The 15,656-nt window shown below is 72.8% G+C and carries 11 protein-coding genes and 1 pseudogene; 11 read left to right on the top strand and 1 reads right to left on the bottom strand.

The genetic code is table 11. The annotated features are described in order from the left end of the window. The first annotated feature begins 124 nt into the window (after positions 1–124). The 3 genes from ACH4K4_RS00775 (at position 125) to ACH4K4_RS00765 (ending at position 2,946) form a co-directional block, all read left to right on the top strand. Positions 125–571 carry a LysR family transcriptional regulator gene (locus ACH4K4_RS00775; RefSeq protein WP_398163817.1) on the top strand — a complete coding sequence of 149 codons (447 nt, stop codon included), beginning with the start codon at positions 125–127 and terminating at the stop codon, positions 569–571. Positions 572–666: 95 nt separating this feature from the next. Further along, entirely contained in the window at positions 667–1,116 is a 450-nt protein-coding gene (locus ACH4K4_RS00770; protein ID WP_398163816.1) for a hypothetical protein, read from the top strand. A 138-nt stretch (positions 1,117–1,254) separates the two neighbouring features. After that, positions 1,255–2,946 (top strand): GAF domain-containing protein, encoded by a 1,692-nt coding sequence (locus ACH4K4_RS00765; protein ID WP_398163815.1) that lies wholly within the window; start codon positions 1,255–1,257, stop codon positions 2,944–2,946. Between the two features lie 21 nt (positions 2,947–2,967). Here the strand turns inward: ACH4K4_RS00765 and ACH4K4_RS00760 are convergent, their stop codons facing one another. After that, complete coding sequence (locus ACH4K4_RS00760) at positions 2,968–3,408, bottom strand: pyridoxamine 5'-phosphate oxidase family protein (RefSeq protein WP_398163814.1); 441 nt, start codon at positions 3,406–3,408, stop codon at positions 2,968–2,970. 485 nt (positions 3,409–3,893) lie between these two features. On the opposite strand from ACH4K4_RS00760, the gene ACH4K4_RS00755 reads away from it, so the two are divergent. The 8 genes and pseudogenes from ACH4K4_RS00755 (at position 3,894) to ACH4K4_RS00720 (ending at position 15,635) form a co-directional block, all read left to right on the top strand. Beyond that, on the top strand, positions 3,894–4,790 hold the full coding sequence (locus tag ACH4K4_RS00755) for an oxygenase MpaB family protein (RefSeq protein ID WP_398163813.1): 897 nt from the start codon (positions 3,894–3,896) through the stop codon (positions 4,788–4,790). Between the two features lie 132 nt (positions 4,791–4,922). Beyond that, positions 4,923–7,742 carry an AMP-binding protein gene (locus tag ACH4K4_RS00750; RefSeq protein WP_398163812.1) on the top strand — a complete coding sequence of 940 codons (2,820 nt, stop codon included), beginning with the start codon at positions 4,923–4,925 and terminating at the stop codon, positions 7,740–7,742. A 50-nt stretch (positions 7,743–7,792) separates the two neighbouring features. After that, positions 7,793–8,719: an NAD-dependent epimerase/dehydratase family protein gene (locus ACH4K4_RS00745; protein ID WP_398164490.1), complete on the top strand. Its 927-nt coding sequence runs from the start codon at positions 7,793–7,795 to the stop codon at positions 8,717–8,719. 26 nt (positions 8,720–8,745) lie between these two features. Next, entirely contained in the window at positions 8,746–10,164 is a 1,419-nt protein-coding gene (locus ACH4K4_RS00740; RefSeq protein WP_398163811.1) for a methyltransferase, read from the top strand. 46 nt (positions 10,165–10,210) lie between these two features. Then, positions 10,211–11,401 carry an FAD-dependent monooxygenase gene (locus ACH4K4_RS00735; protein WP_398163810.1) on the top strand — a complete coding sequence of 397 codons (1,191 nt, stop codon included), beginning with the start codon at positions 10,211–10,213 and terminating at the stop codon, positions 11,399–11,401. 177 nt (positions 11,402–11,578) lie between these two features. Continuing rightward, a pseudogene (thrS, locus tag ACH4K4_RS00730) lies at positions 11,579–12,814 on the top strand (threonine--tRNA ligase); the annotation flags it as partial. Between the two features lie 64 nt (positions 12,815–12,878). Further along, positions 12,879–13,970, top strand: coding sequence for a glutamate--cysteine ligase (locus ACH4K4_RS00725; protein ID WP_398163809.1), 1,092 nt, complete (start codon positions 12,879–12,881; stop codon positions 13,968–13,970). Between the two features lie 63 nt (positions 13,971–14,033). Further along, on the top strand, positions 14,034–15,635 hold the full coding sequence (locus ACH4K4_RS00720; RefSeq protein WP_398163808.1) for an amidase family protein: 1,602 nt from the start codon (positions 14,034–14,036) through the stop codon (positions 15,633–15,635). Positions 15,636–15,656 lie beyond the last annotated feature (21 nt).

Here is a 15,656-nt window from a genome sequence, read left to right as displayed (position 1 = left end):
GGAGTTCCCGGCGGTCGGAAAGCCGTCGGGGCGGGAGATCTGGTGGACGAAGCGGGCTGCCGTGCCGGTCACGTGTACTCCTGGGCTGGGGAGGACGGCGCGGGCGCCGGTGTTCTCTCCGCGCATGAGCGACCTCGCACCGCACGAACTGCGCGTCCTGATCGCCGTCGACCGGGAGCGTGGCTTCACCGCGGCGGCCGCGAGCCTGGGCACGACCCAGTCCGCCGTCTCTCACGCCGTACGGACCTGTGAGCGCAAACTCGGCGTGGTGCTCTTCGACCGCGGCCGCCACGGCGCCCGGCCGACCGCCGCCGCCCACCTGCTGATGACCCCCGGCGGCTTCGGCTTCGTACCCAAGAACTGCCCGCACTCCTACCGCATGGAACGCCGCCACAGCCAGGTCGTCGGCGTCGCGGCCGGGCCCGGCGGCACCTTCGAGCGCTTCTACGAAAACCTCGGCGTGCCCACCGAGCAGCTCGGCCTGCCGCGCGAGCCCGTCATCCCGGAACCGGGGAAGTTCGCGACCGTCCCGCAGCAGTACGACGTGCGCTTCCTGCCCGGCCACCAGTGACGTACGGGGTGACGGGCGCCTGGATGCGGGCCCCGGTGGCATGAGGGGCCCGTGTTCGCAGGGGTGGGCGGGGAAAAGACGGGTACGCGCAGGACATGCCTGAAAAGCGCGTGGTGTCCACCATTCAGCGGCCCTTCGCCAGGCGCGGCCGGCGCCGGCGTCCCGGACGGCGCAAGGGCCGCTGGCACCGGCGGCTGATGGCCTACCGCGACGTGGAACTGGTCCACTCGCCCGCACCGTCCCCGGCCGGCGCGGAGTGCCTGCTCCTGGTGCACATCCGGCGCGTGGTCGGGCAGGTCACCTACCAGGTGTGCGGCCGCTGCGAGTGCGGGGTGATACTCCAGGCGGAGGTCTGCGGACCGCTCCACGGCAGCGGCCTGGGCACACGTGCCCTCTCCCACCTGCGTTCCACCTACCCGGGCCTGGCGTGGCGCAGCGCACTGCCCCGGCGCCAGGCCCGGGACCTGACGCACCGGCTGAGCATCCCCGACACCGCACGCCGCACGCCCTGCCCGCATCTGGACACCACCTCGGCCGCTTCCTGATGCCCCGTCACCGGTCCGCGCCCTGGCGGGCAACCCCTCCGTCCCGTAGGGCGGCTGTTCGAACAGGGTTACGCTGACCAGGTACAGCGGGCGACCGAAGAAGGAGGGCCGGTGGGCGCGCAGGAGTCGTTGTCACGGATGCCGCAGCTGCGACTGGACGAGTTGCTGGAGGAACTGCAGGCACGCATCGACGCGGCTCGCGGCACCCGGGACCGGGTGCACAGCCTCCTGGAGGCCGTGGTCTCGGTGGGGCGGGAGCTGGACCTGCCGCAGGTGCTCCGGCGCATCGTCGAGGCGGCCGCGCTGCTGGTGGACGCGGAGTACGGGGCACTGGGCGTGATCGGCCCGGACGGCCGGCGGCTGTCGCAGTTCCTGACGGTGGGCCTGACCCCCCAGGAGATCGCCGCGATCGGGCCGCTGCCGGCCGGGCACGGCCTGCTGGGCGAACTGATCCGCAACCCCGAGCCGTTGCGGCTCGGCGACCTCGGCAGCCATCCGTCCTCGTACGGGTTTCCCGCCCACCACCCGCCGATGCGCACGTTCCTGGGCGTGCCGATCCGGGTGCGCGACGAGGTCTTCGGCAACCTCTACCTGACCGACAAGCGGGGCGGGCACGACTTCGACGCGGAGGACGAGTCGGTGATCGCCACGCTGTCCGTCGCGGCCGGGGTGGCGATCGACAACGCCCGGCTCTACGAGGGGTCGCAGCGCCAGCAGCGCTGGCTGAAGGCGGGCGCGGAGATCACCAACAGCCTGTTCTCCGGCAGCCCGCGCCTGGAGGTGCTGGAGCTGATCGCCCGCCGGGCCCAGGAGATCACCCGGGCGCGGCTCGCGGACGTCTCCGTACCCGAGCGGGACACCGGCGACCTGGTCGTCGAGCTGGCGCTCGGCGAGGACGGCGGCAAGCGCCGCGGCCTGGTGGAGCCGGTCGACGGCACGCTGGCGGGCGCCGCCCACCGGGCGGGGGCGCCCGTCACCACGTCCGATGTGGTGAACGACGGCCGTCACACCGCCGGGGCGCGGCGGTTCGAGGGCCTCGGGCCCGCTGTGGCGGTGCCCCTGGGCAGCGAGGGCGGCAGCACCCGGGGCGTCCTCCTCCTGGCGCGTGCCGAGGGGGAGGCGGTGTTCACCGAAGAGGAGCTGGAACCGCTGCGCGCCTTCGCGGGGCAGGCGGCCGTGGCCCTGGAACTGGCCGAGCGGCGGCGCGACGCCGAACAGCTCGCCCTGCTGGAGGACCGGGACCGCATCGCCCGTGACCTGCACGACCTGGCCATCCAGCGGCTGTTCGCCACCGGTATGACGCTGCAGAGCGCCGCCCGGCTGGTGGAGCACGCCGGCGCCGCCGAGCGGGTCACCCGGGCCGTCGGCGACCTGGACGAGACCATCAAGATCATCCGGTCGACGATCTTCGGTCTGCGGGTCAGGGAAGAGGACGCGGGGCCGAGCCTGCGGGCCCGCGTGGCGCGCGCCGTCGGCGAAGCCGGCACGGCGCTGGGCTTCCCGCCGCGGCTGAGCATGGAAGGCCTGCTGGACACGGACGTACCGCCGCAGGTGGCCGACCACGTCATGGCGGCCCTCACCGAACTGCTCAGCAACGCGGCCCGGCACGCGCACGCGACCCGGGTGGAAGTGGCCCTCCGGGCCACCGGCGACGAGGTCGTGCTGACCGTGACGGACAACGGCAGGGGCATCCCGGAGACCGGACGCCGCAGCGGGCTGGGCAACCTGGCCGAACGTGCGGCGAACGTGGACGGGACGATGGAGATCCATGCACCCGACGGCGGCGGCAGCCGGATCGTGTGGCGCGCCCCGTTGCCCGCGGGCGGTTGACCGCGTACGTGGCCTGACGGCTCAACGGCTCTCCGGCCCCGAAGCACACACCGCGTCCACGGGCTGGGGGACCAGCCGGAACCCGGTGACCAGGTCCGGGTGGATGCGCAGGGCGGCGCTCATGGTCTGCGCCACCCACGGGCGCAACAGCTCCTGGTAGCGCGCCTCTTGGGCCGGGTCGGCCACCAGGCGGGCGTATCCGGTCACGACGACGCTCCAGCCCAGGTGGGTCCGCGGGTCGATGGCGTCCGCTTCGTAGGCGACCACGAGGCCCGCCTCGCCGGCGGGCGGCGCGATCGACGTGAGCGTCGCCCCGTCGTTGAGCCGGACGATGATGTCCTCGCCGTCCAGCAGGTGGTTGACGGGCCGGATGGCCGGCAGGGCGTTCTGTGTGAACACGAGACGCCCGAGCGAGACGCTGCCGAGCAGCCGCAGTGACTGGCCGCGGCTCAGCTGCTTCATGTTCCGGGGTTCCACCGCCTCGTGAGGGCCCTTCGGTTGCCGTGTGTCCGCGTGGTTCATCATGCACACCCTTTGCTCCGGCCGCGTTCGCCCGGGCATCTCGTTGCCTGACCCGCCAGCCTTCCCGGGGCGCGCCGCCGGCGCCAGGGCCGAACGGTCCTCTTGAGGGGCCGTGCCGGGGCCCCCGGCGGGTCGGTCTCGTCGGCGCGAACCCTCGCCCACCGCGCCGGCAGCCGGTTCCCCTCCCGCTTCCCCTCCCGCGTCGCGCCCCGGGAATACCTTGCCAAGTGCCCTCTGTCCAGAGCCTTTCGGCCCATCGTGGGTCATCGGCCGCTATTCCTCTGAAGAGATCAACAAGCCTATGACTTCGGCATTTGTCGGGGTAGTGTGACCGCGCGTCGTGCACTTCGCCGCCTGGTCGAACATTTTTCGGCCGCAGCGCGCAGGCACAGGAGATGATCCCCACGTCCTCCGGAGGTACGGGAATGACTGCTGCATCCGGCTTACCTGCCCGGCCTGTCGTACCGGCGGCCGCCGCCCGCCCCCGGCGCTCCGCCGTCCAGCCGCTCGGGCCGGACTCGGTCGCCTGGCGGATCGGTGGCGACCGGCGGCTGCTTCTGCTCTCCGGTTACCTGCTGCTCCTCCAAGGGGCGCACCCCGGCATCGGGGCCGCGACCCGGGAGCACCCCAACCCCGTGGGTGCCGGGCCGTGGCAGCGGCTGGACCAGCGGATGACCTCCGTGTTCACGCTGATCTTCGGCGGTCCCCAGGCCTTCGGCGAGGCGGACCGGCTGCGGGAGAGCCACAAGACGATCAAGGGGGTCGACGCCCAGGGCAAGCGGTACCACGCGCTCAACCCGGAGGCGTACTGGTGGGTGCACGCCACCCTCTACCGGGCCCTCGTGCTGTCGCAGCAGTGGTTCGGACGTCCGCTGAGCCCCGCCGCCCAGCGTCGCCTGTACCAGGAGTGGCGTCAGCTCGGGCTGATCCTGGGGCTGCGCGAGCACCACATGCCGCCCACGCTGGACGGCTTCGACGCGTACGTCGCCACCATGGTCGACGAACGCCTCGGCGACAACGAGACGGTGCGGGACCTGCTGGGCATCGTGAACGTGTCCGCGCTGCCGCCGCCGGGCTGGTGGCGCCTGCCCCGGCGGGACTGGCAGCGCCTGTGCCGGACCGTCGAACCGCTGGCGTACGCGCTGGTCGTCGGGTTCATGCCCGCACCGCTGCGCGACCGCCTCGGCCTGCGCTGGACCCGGGCCGACGAACGGCGGCTGCGCCGGTTCGCGGCCGTCGTCCGCACGGCGGCGCCCCTGGTGCCGCAGCGTTGGCGGCTCCACCCGGTCGCGTACCGGTTCAAGCGCTCGAAGCGGCCGTAGCGCCTCCGAGCGGTATCTGTAGATCTTCCGAACAGCCCTGGAGCTGTCGGGCCTTCGGCGGCGCCGGCCGTGCAGCGGCGATCTCCCCCCGGCCGCCGGGAACCCAGCAAGAAGTCGGAAAGGAACACAGTCATGCGCGAAGTGCCGTCCTCCACCGCAGGCGAAAGTCCGCGATCACCCGACCTGTCCCGAAACGAGCCCGGCGGTGGCCTGGTCGGTCTGTTGCTCGACGCTGCCCGGTCCCACCCCGCCTCGGGCGTGCTGAGCCTGTCCGCCGCCGGTGCGGACGCGTTACCCCTGATGACGTATCCGGAGCTCCTCCAGGCGGCGAGCCGCGTGCTGGGCGGCCTGCGGACCGCGGGGCTGCGGCCCGGCGACAGGGTCGCGCTCCTCTTGGAACACTCCCAGGACTTCATACCGGTGTTCTGGGCCTGTGTGCTGGGCGGTTACGTCCCCTGCCCGCTGGTGCCGCTGAGATCGGACGCCGAACGGTGGGCCGCGCAGCTGACGCATGTGAACACCCTGCTCGACGGGCCGCTGCTGGTGACGACCGAGGCCCTGAAGGGCGAACTGCCCGACGTCGCGGGCCTGGCCGTGGCCTGTGCGGAGGACCTGGCGGCGGCCGCTCCCGCGGCGGAGTTCCACCGCGCGGGCCCGGACGACCTCGCGCTGCTGGTGCTCACCTCCGGCTCCACGGGCGCCGCCAAGGCCGTGATGCTGACCCACGGCAACCTGCTGGCGTCCATGCGCGGCAAGAACGGGCACCACCGGCTGAGCTCCGGCGACACCACGCTGAACTGGATATCGTTCGACCACGTGGCGGCCCTGCTGGAGTGCCACCTGCTGCCGCTGTCCGTGGGCGCCACCCAGATCCACAGCGGACCGGAGACGGTCCTGGAGGACCCGCTGCGGTTCGTGCGGCTGATCGACACCCACCGCGTCACCGTCACCTTCACCCCCAACTTCCTGCTCGGCCACATCAACCAGGCGCTGGAGCGGCCGCCGGCGGACTTCGCCCCCGACCTGACGTGCCTGCGCCACATCGTCAGCGGCGGCGAGGCCGTCGTACGCACCACGGGCCTCACCTTCCTCGACCGGCTCGCGCCGTACGGACTGACCCGCGCGGCGCTGTGGCCCGCCTTCGGCATGACGGAGACCTGCGCCGGCAGCATCTACTCGCGGGAGTTCCCGGAGGCCGACGCCGGGCAGGAGTTCGCCTCGCTGGGCACCGCGGTCACCGGCCTGGAGATGCGGGCCGTCGACGACGAGGACGTACCGCTCGGCGACGGCACGGCCGGTGAGCTCCAGCTGCGCGGGCCGATGGTCTTCACCGGCTACTACAACAACGAGGCGGCGACCCGGCAGGCGTTCACCGAGGACGGCTGGTTCCGTACCGGCGACCGGGGCAGGATCACCGGCGGCCGGCTCACGCTGGTGGGGCGGAGCAAGGACAGCGTCATCGTCAACGGCGTCAACTACTTCAGTCACGACCTGGAGACGGTGCTGGAGCAGCTCGACGGTGTGGAGCCGTCGTACGTCGCCGCCTTCCCCACCCGCAAGCCGGGCAGCGACACCGAACAGCTCGTCGTCGCCTTCGCGCCGTCGGCCCCGCTCGACGCCGCCGGCCCGGGAGGAGAGGCGGAACTGCACCGCCTGCTCGTCGCGATCCGCGGCAGCGTCGTCCTGCACTGGGGGTTCCGGCCGGCGCTGGTGCTGCCGCTGCCGGCCGAGGAGTTCCCCAAGACCAGCCTCGGCAAGATCCAGCGCGCGCTGCTGCGCAAGCGGCTGGAATCCGGCGGGCTGGCCGTGTACGAGCGCCGCGCCGCCGAGGTGACGGCGTATCAGCTCGGTGACCACGCGGCGCCGGAAGGCACCACCGAAACGGCGCTGGCCAAGATCTACGCCGAGCTGTTCGACGCCGATCCCGAAGCCATCGGCGCCACCGTGAGCTTCTTCGAACTCGGCGGCACCTCCCTGGACATCCTGCGCCTGAAGAGCCAGGTCGAGCGCACCTTCGGCATCGCGGACCTGCCGGTGCTGGACATCCTGCGCGCCTCGTCCGTACGCGACCTGGCCCGCCGGCTGGACGCGGGCCGGCCGGCCGTCCCCGCCGCCTACGACCCCCTCGTCCCGCTCCAGACCACCGGCGGCAAGACCCCGCTGTTCTGCGTGCACCCCGGCGTCGGCGAGGTGCTGGTCTTCGTCAACCTCGCCGCGTACTTCACGCGCGAGCGGCCGTTCTACGCGCTGCGGGCCCGCGGCTTCAACGCCGGGGAGGACTACTTCACCGAGTTCGACGAGATGGTCCAGTGCTATGTGCGGGCCATCCGGGACCAGCAGCCGCACGGGCCCTACGCGGTCGCCGGGTACTCCTACGGCGGCGCGGTGGCCTTCGAGATCGCGAAGGAGCTGGAGTCGCAGGGCGAGCGGGTCGACTTCGTCGGCATCTTCAACCTCCCGCCGCACATCAAGCCGCGCATGGAGGAACTCGACTTCGCCGAGGGCGCCGTCAACCTGGCGTTCTTCCTGGACCTGATCAACAAGGAACAGTCCGAACGGCTGCCGGAGCAGCTGCGGAAGCTCCCGCCGGGCCAGGACCCCATCGAAACCCTGCTCTCCTGCGCGCCCGCCGGTCGGATGGCCGAACTCGACCTGGACCAGCCCGCGTTCACCGCCTGGGCGGAACTGGCCCAGTCGCTGCTGACCATGGGGCGCACGTACGAACCGACCGGCAGCGTGGAGCGGCTCAGCGTGTTCTACGCGATCCCCATCCGCGGCACCAAGGAGGACTGGCTGAACCTCCAGCTCAAGAAGTGGGACGGCTTCAGCCGCAGCCCGGTGACGTACATCGACGTACCCGGCGAGCACTACACGCTGATGGGGCACCGGCACGTCGCCGCCTTCCAGGACATCCTGCGCCGGGAGCTGGACCAGGCGCTGGACGGCAACTGACCTGCCCGACCGGGCACGTACCACGCGACGACAGCGAAGGAGAACCCGTGCTGGCGGGAAAGAAGATCCTGATCACCGGGGCCACCGGCCAGGTGGCCAGGCCGGTGGCCGAGGCACTGGCCAAGGACAACGAGGTGTGGTGCCTGGGCCGGTTCGGCGACGCCACGGCCGAACGCGAGCTGACCGACCAGGGCATGCACACCAGGCGCTGGGACATGGCCACGGACGGCCTCGGCGGCCTGCCGGACGACTTCACCCACGTCCTGCACTCGGCCGTGCACCGCGGCGACGGCACCGACTTCGAGGACGCGGTGGCCGTCAACTCCGTCGCCACCGGCCGCCTGATGACACACTGCCGCCGCGCCGAGTCCTTCCTCTACGTCTCCACCGGCGCGATCTACGCCTCCCAGGGACTCGACCACCACTACACCGAGACCGACCCGCTGGGCGGCCGGGCACCCTGGCTGCCCACCTACCCCGTGGGCAAGCTGGCCACCGAGGGCACGGTGCGGGCCTTCGCGGCGACGCTGGGCCTGCCCACGACCATCGCACGCCTGAACGTGGCCTACGGCCCGTACGGCCACGGCGGCGTACCGGTGCTGTTCTACCGGCAGATGCTGGCCGGCCGCCCCATCGAGGTCCCCCGCGGCGGACAGCACCTGTGCAGCCCGATCCACACCGACGACATCGCCCGCCAGGTGCCGCTGCTGTGGGGCGCGGCGGGCGTGCCCGCGCAGGTGGTGAACTGGGGCGGCGACGAGACGGTGGGCATCCGGGACCTGATGGCGTACGTCTCGGAAGTGACCGGCACCCCGGCCGGGTTCACCGAGGCCGAGGTGACCCGTGAGACGTACGCCTACGACAACACCCGGCGCCGGGCCCTCATCGGCGACTGCCGCGTCGACTGGCGCACCGGTGTCCGCCGCGCCCTGGCGGCCCACTTCCCGCAGCTCGAAACCAGCACCCCGCTGTCGTGACCACGGCTCCTGGAGGAAACGCAGACATGCCCACGAGCACCGACCTGATCCGCTCCGCCTACGCCGCGTTCCACCGCCGCGACCTCGACGGCGTCCTCGCGTTCTTCGCGCCCGACATCCTGTGGACCCACCCCGACGGCATGGACGCCTACGGGCTCGGCGGGACCAAGAAGGGCCACCGCGAGGTCCGGGAGTTCATGGCCCGCGTACCGAAGGTGTTCAGCGAGATGCGTCCCGAGCCCGAGGAGTTCGTCGGGTCGGGCGAGCGGATCGCGGTCTTCGGCACCCACCACATGCGCGGCGCACGCAGCGGCGTGAGCGGCACCGTGAAGTTCGTGCACTCCTGGCGCATCGCCGACGGCAAGGCCACGCACTTCGAGGACCACTTCGACTCGGCGCAGGTGCGCGGCCTGCTGGAACCGCCCGCCGAGGCCGACCCGGTGGGCGACATCCTCCGGACCGGCCTGGGCTTCTGGCACTCCAAGGTGCTGATGTCGGCCTGCGAACTGGGCGTCTTCACCGAGCTGGCACGCGCGGACCGGCCCCTGGACGCCGAGGAACTGCGTACCCGCATCGGCATCCACCCGCGCGGCGCCCGCGACTTCTTCGACGCCCTGGTCTCGATGGACCTCCTCGACCGCGAGGCGGGCCGCTACCGCAACACCGCGGCCACCGGCGCCGTCCTCGACCGGGGAAAGCCGGAGCACTACGCCGGCGCCATCCTGGAGTTCGTCAGCGAGCACGACTACGAGCCATGGGGCCGGCTGACCGAGGCGCTGCGCACGGGCGAGCCGCAGACCAACGTGCCCGAGGACGGCACCGACCCGTTCGAGGAGCTGTACGCAGACCCGGAGCGGCTGCGCCGGTTCCAGCGGGCGATGACGAGCGGTTCGCTGCCGACCATCACGGCGCTGGCCGACGCGTTCGACTGGGGCCGGTACCGCACCGTGGCCGACATCGGCTGCTCCGAAGGTGCCCTGCTCTCCCACGTGCTGCGCGCCCATCCCCACCTCACCGGTACCGGCTTCGACCTGCCGCCGGTCGGCCCCACCGTGGACGAGACGGTGGCCGCCGCCGGGCTCGGCGACCGGATGGCCTTCCGTCCCGGCAGCTTCCTCACCGACGAGCTGCCCCGCGCCGACGTGCTCGTCTTCAGCCAGATCCTGCACGACTGGGACCTGGAGACCAAGCGGATGCTGCTGCGCAAGGCGTACGACGCGCTGCCCGAGGGCGGCGCCGTGGTGATCGCCGACGCGCTGATCGACGACGAGCGCCGGCAGAACACCTTCGGCCTGCTGATGAGCCTGCACATGCTCGTCCAGAGCCCGGGCGGCTTCGACTACACGGGTGCCGACGGCATCGGCTGGCTGACGGAGGCCGGGTTCCGCGACTGCCGGGTCCAGCCGCTGCCGGGCCCCCGCTCGCTGGTCGTGGGCGTCAAGTGACCGGCGGTCCGCACCGCACCCGCGGGCAGCACGAAGGAGCGACAGCATGACCACAGCCCTGATCATCGGCGGCGGCATCGCGGGTCCGGCCACCGCGATGGCCCTGCACAAGGCGGGCATCCGGTCCGTCGTCCACGAGGCGTACGACGCCGCGGCCGACGAGGCCGGTGCCTTCGTCACCCTCATGGAGAACGGCCTGGACGCGCTGCGGGCGATCGACGCCCTGGAGCCCGTGCTCGACCGCTCCTTCGCCGCCGCCGGTGTGGACTTCACGAGCAGTTCGGGCCGCGATCTCGGCCACGTCCCCATGGGCGACGGGCGGCCCGGCGGAGCGACCCCGCGCACGCTGCGCCGCGCGAGCCTGTACCGGGTGCTGTACGAGGAGGCGGCCCGGCGCGGCATCGACGTCGTGCACGGCAAGCGGTTCACCGGGGCCACGACGACCGCCGACGGCCGGGTCGTGGCCTCGTTCGCCGACGGCAGCACCGCCGAAGGCGATCTGCTCATCGGGGCCGACGGGCTGCGCTCCACCACCCGCCGGGTGATCGACCCCGACGCGCCGGGACCCCGCTACACCGGCCTGAACACCGTCTTCGGGTACACCCGCGACAGCACGGCACCGGCCTCGCCCGACGGCTACCGCATGATCTACGGCAAGCGGTCCTTCGTCGGCTACACCACCGCCCCGGACGGCGAGACCTGGTGGTTCGTCAACATGCCGGGCCCCGAACTGTCCAGGACCGAGATCACCGGCACCACGTCCGACCAGTGGCGGGAGCGGCTGCTCGCCCTCTTCGCCCAGGACCGGACCCCCGCCGCCGGCCTCGTCGCCGCCACCGGCAACACCATGATCAGCAGCAACACCTACGACCTGCCGAGGCTCCCCGTCTGGCACAACGGGTCGATGGTCGTCATCGGGGACGCCGCGCACGCGGCCGCGCACGCCGGCCAGGGCGGTTCCATGGCCCTGGAGGACAGCGTGGTGCTCGCCAAGTGCCTGCGCGACGTCCCCGGCGTCCCCCAGGCGCTGGCGGCGTACGAAGGGCTGCGCAGGGAACGCGTCGAGCGCGTCGTGGCCATGAGCGCCCGCATGGGCGACGACAAGATGCCCTCCCGCCTCAAGCGGGCCCTGCGGGACGCCATGATGCCCCGCCTGCTGGCCCGCGGCCGCCCGGGAACCCCCGGCTGGCTGGCCGGTCACCGCATCGAATGGCAGGAACCGGTGACGGTTTCCTAGGAAAAAATCCCGCTCGCGGACAGGGGCTCCTCTGCTACGGTCCCGGCATGAAGCGCGCCGGAATGACGACGACGCCGGAGAGAGTCCCGGCGCGCTGACCGATGTCCTAGTCGAAGCCCCGGGGCGAGTGCCCCGGGGCTTCGCCATGGAGGTCACTCGCCCGACGTCCGCGAGGAGACCACCATGTACGACCACCGCAAGCTGGGCCGGGAACTGGGCCTGTTCGGCACCGACCCGCTCATCGGCGCCGGGCTGCCGTACTGGCTGCCCGACGGCGCGACCGTGCGGCACACCCTGGAGGAGTACGTCCGCGGCGCCGAGCGCCGGGCGGGATACCAGCACGTGTACTCCCCGGTACTCGGCAAACGGGAGCTGTACGAGACCTCCGGGCACTGGTCGCACTACGGCGAGGACATGTTCCCGCCGATGGACCTCGGCGGCGAGCAGCTCGTGCTGCGGCCGAGCCTGTGCCCCCACCACGCGGTGATCTACCGCTCCCGCTCCCACAGCTACCGCGAGCTGCCCCTGCGCATGGCCGAGCTGGGCGGCATGTACCGTGCCGAGCTGTCGGGCGTGCTCGGCGGGCTGGGCCGCGTCCGGGCCATCCAGCTCAACGACGCGCACATCTTCTGCACCCCCGGCCAGGTCGCCGAGGAGGCACAGGGCGCCCTGGACATGATCCGCCGGGCGTACGAGGCGCTCGGCATCCGCCCGTCCCGCTACCGGCTCTCCCTCCCGGGCCCCGGCGGGAAGTACGTCGCGGCGCCCGGCCTGTGGAAACGGTCCGCCGCCGTGCTGACCGACGTCCTCGACCGCGCCGGACTGCCCTACGAGGCGGCCGAAGGCGAGGCGGCGTTCTACGGCCCCAAGATCGACGTGCAGGTCACCGACAGCGCGGGCCGGGAGTCCACCCTCTCCACCGTCCAGGTCGACTTCCACCAGCCCGAGCGGTTCGACCTGCACTACATCGGCCCGGACGGCGCCAGGCACCGCCCCGTCATGGTGCACCGCAGCATCATCGGCAGCGTCGAGCGGGCCGTCGCCCACCTGGTCGAACAGCACGGCGGCGCCTTCCCGGCCTGGCTCGCCCCCACCCAACTGGCGATCCTCCCGGTCTCCGACGCACAGGTGCCGGCCGCCGAGGCGCTCGCCGCGCGCTGCGCCGGTCGCGGGTTGCGCGCCCGGCTCGACGGGCCGGAACGCGGCAGCCTGGGTGCCCGCGTCCGGGAGGCGCGCCTCGTGCCGTACCAGGCGGTCGTCGGCGCCAGGGAAGCCGCCGCCGGCCAGGTGGCGCTGCGCCTGCGTGACGGACGCAGGCTCGGCCCGCGGCCCGCCGACGCCGTCCTGGACCGCATCGGCGACCTGGTCGAAGCGTGCCGTACCGAGCTGTGGGACTCCGAAGACGCGTCGTAGCGGGTGAAGGGGCCGCGGCGGGGTACGTGAGCGGAACCCAGGAGGCGGAGAAAGGGCGGACGGCGTGCGCAGTGTGGGTGTGGAGGAGGAATTGCTGCTGGTGGACGCCCGGACAGGGGACCCCCGTGCCCTGTCGGCCGCGGTCCTCGCGGCGGCCTCGCGGGACCCGCGGGGCAACGAGGAGATGTTCGAGAGCGAGCTGCACCGGCAGCAGCTGGAGTTCGCCACCCGGCCGCAGACGGACATGGGCGACCTGGACAAGGAGATCCGGCGGTGGCGGGCGGAGGCGGCCCGCCACGCCGAGGGGCTGGGCGCCTCCGTCGCCGCCCTGGCCACCTCGCCGCTGGCGGCCGACCCGGCCATCGGCACCGGCGAGCGCCACCGGTGGCTCGCCGAGCACTACGGCCTCACGGTCCAGGAGCAGCTGACGTGCGGCTGCCACATCCACGTGTCGGTGGAGTCGGACGAAGAGGGCGTGGCGGTGCTCGACCGCGTCCGGCCGTGGATGTCCGTGCTGCTGGCGATGAGCGCGAACTCGCCGTTCTGGCAGGGCGCGGACAGCGAGTACGGCAGCTACCGCAACCGGGTGTGGGGGCGGTGGCCCTCGGCCGGCCCTGTCGAGGTGTTCGGCTCGGCCGACCGGTACCACGAGCTGGTGGGCGAGATGACGGCCAGCGGCGTGCTCAAGGACGAGGGCATGGTCTACTTCGACGCCCGGCTGTCCCGCACGTACCCGACCGTCGAGGTCAGGGTCGCCGACGTCTGCCTGGACCCGTCCACCACCGTGGTGCTGGCGGCCTTGGCCCGGGGGCTGGTGGAGACGGCGGTACGGCAGTGGCGCGACGGCGAACCGCCCGCGCGCCACAGCGTGGCGATGCTGCGCCTGGCGACGTGGCGGGCGGCCAGGTCGGGGCTGGAGGGGCAGCTGATCCACCCCGCCGCGATGCGCCCGGCGCCCGCCGAAGCCGTGGTGCGGGCCCTGTTCGACCACGTACGCGACGCCTTGGAGGACACCGGAGACGTCCTGCCCACGCAGGAGGCGCTGGCCGCGCTGCTGAAGACGGGCAACGGCGCCCGGGTCCAGCGGGACCTGCTGCGCAGCACCGGCAGTCTGCGGGGGGTGGTGACCGAGTGCGTGCGCCGCACGCTTGTCTGAGATGAGGAAGCGCCCGCCCGACACCCTTGCGTCGAAAGTGCCGCTTGTAGTGCGCTACCGCCCATGGTGAAAAAGAGAATTGCCACACTGATTGCCGTTCTGGTCACGGGGTCCCTCGTCACGGGCACCGCCCCTCCGCACGCGGAAGCCGGCCGGCCCGGCGCCGGTGGCCCGCCGGCGGCCGGGTCGGCCCCGCTGCCGGGCGTCGATCTCGACACCGTGACGATCCCGCAGCTCCAGGCCCGTATGGCGGCCGGTTCGCTGACCTCCTCGGCACTGACCCGCGCCTACCTGCGCCGCATCGAGACGGTCAACCCCACGATCAACGCGGTTCTGCGCACCGACCCGACGGCCCTGCGCCAGGCGGCCGCCAGCGACGCCCGGCACCGTCGCGGCGACACCCTGGGCCCGCTCGACGGGATACCCGTCCTGCTCAAGGACAACGTGGACACCCGCGGCCTGCCCACGACGGCCGGGTCGCTGGCGCTGGCCGGCAGTCCGCCGGACACCGACGCCGCCCTGGTGACCCGGCTGCGGGAGGCGGGCGCGGTGATCCTGGGCAAGACCAACCTGTCGGAGTGGGCGAACTTCCGCTCCACGAAGCCGACGTCGGGCTGGTCGGCGGTGGGCGGGCAGACCCACAACCCGTACGTACTGGACCGCAACCCGTGCGGGTCGTCCGCCGGGTCGGCCGCCGCGCTCGCCGCGTCGTTGTCGCAGGTGGCGATCGGTACCGAGACGGACGGCTCGATCGTGTGCCCCGCCGGGGCGAACGGCGTGACCGGTCACAAGCCCAGCCTCGGACTGGTCGGCGGAGCCGGTGTCGTGCCGATCTCCGCCGAGCAGGACACCGCGGGGCCCATGGCGCGCAATGTCACCGATGTCGCGCTCACCCTCTCGGTGCTCAGCGGCGGGAAGACGGCGTGGCACGGCGTCCCCGGCCGCGCGGACGGGCCGCGGAACTCCCACGGCCTGCGCGGCAAACGGATCGGTCTGTGGCGGCTGCCCTCGCTCGGTGCCGAAGTCGACGCCGTGATGACCCGTACGGCGGCGCGGCTGCGCACGGCGGGAGCCGAGGTCGTCGAGGTGACGCCCCCGTACCAGAAGCGGCTCGCCGAACTCGAATTCCCGGCGCTGCTCAGCGAGTTCCACCGGGACATCGACGCCTACCTCGCCACCCGCAAGGGACCGAGGGACCTCGCCGGACTGATCGAGTTCAACCGCACCCACCCGGCCGAGCAGACGTGCTTCGCCGGTCAGGAGCTGTTCGAGCAGGCCCTCGCCGCGCCTCCCACGACCGACCCCGAGTACCGCGCCATGCGCGCCGAGCTGACGGACCTCTCCCGGCGGTCCATCGACGAGACCCTGGCCGCCCACCACCTGGACGCCATCGCCGCGCCGACGAACCCGCCCGCCTGGACGACGGACTGCGCCCGGGGCGACAACGACGTGATCCCGTCCTCCACCCCCGCCGCGGTCGCCGGCTACCCGTCGTTGTCGGTACCCGCCGGGTCCGTGGGCGAACTGCCCGTCGGCCTCCTCCTGACGGCCGGAAACCGCCAGGACACCCGGCTGCTGTCCCTGGGAGCCGCGGTGGAACGCCGGCTGGACGCCTGGCGGGCGCCGCGCTACCTGCCGTCGGTGGGGAGCGGCGCCTCCCGGTGAACCGCCGCTCCCCGTACGTCT

This window comes from Streptomyces sp. NPDC017529 (assembly GCF_044329785.1).
Lineage (GTDB): Bacteria > Actinomycetota > Actinomycetes > Streptomycetales > Streptomycetaceae > Streptomyces.
This window is presented reverse-complemented; position numbering and strand designations above follow the sequence as displayed.

Bases quoted from the DNA above. Each gene is read 5' to 3' on its own strand.
- ACH4K4_RS00770 (WP_398163816.1), top strand. From the start codon at position 667: ATGCCTGAAAAGCGCGTGGTGTCCACCATTCAGCGGCCCTTCGCCAGG.
- ACH4K4_RS00740 (WP_398163811.1), top strand. From the start codon at position 8,746: ATGCCCACGAGCACCGACCTGATCCGCTCCGCCTACGCCGCGTTCCAC.
- ACH4K4_RS00765 (WP_398163815.1), top strand. From the start codon at position 1,255: ATGCCGCAGCTGCGACTGGACGAGTTGCTGGAGGAACTGCAGGCACGC.
- ACH4K4_RS00720 (WP_398163808.1), top strand. From the start codon at position 14,034: ATGGTGAAAAAGAGAATTGCCACACTGATTGCCGTTCTGGTCACGGGG.
- ACH4K4_RS00735 (WP_398163810.1), top strand. From the start codon at position 10,211: ATGACCACAGCCCTGATCATCGGCGGCGGCATCGCGGGTCCGGCCACC.
- ACH4K4_RS00775 (WP_398163817.1), top strand. From the start codon at position 125: ATGAGCGACCTCGCACCGCACGAACTGCGCGTCCTGATCGCCGTCGAC.
- ACH4K4_RS00760 (WP_398163814.1), bottom strand. From the start codon at position 3,408: ATGAAGCAGCTGAGCCGCGGCCAGTCACTGCGGCTGCTCGGCAGCGTC.
- ACH4K4_RS00750 (WP_398163812.1), top strand. From the start codon at position 4,923: ATGCGCGAAGTGCCGTCCTCCACCGCAGGCGAAAGTCCGCGATCACCC.
- ACH4K4_RS00755 (WP_398163813.1), top strand. From the start codon at position 3,894: ATGACTGCTGCATCCGGCTTACCTGCCCGGCCTGTCGTACCGGCGGCC.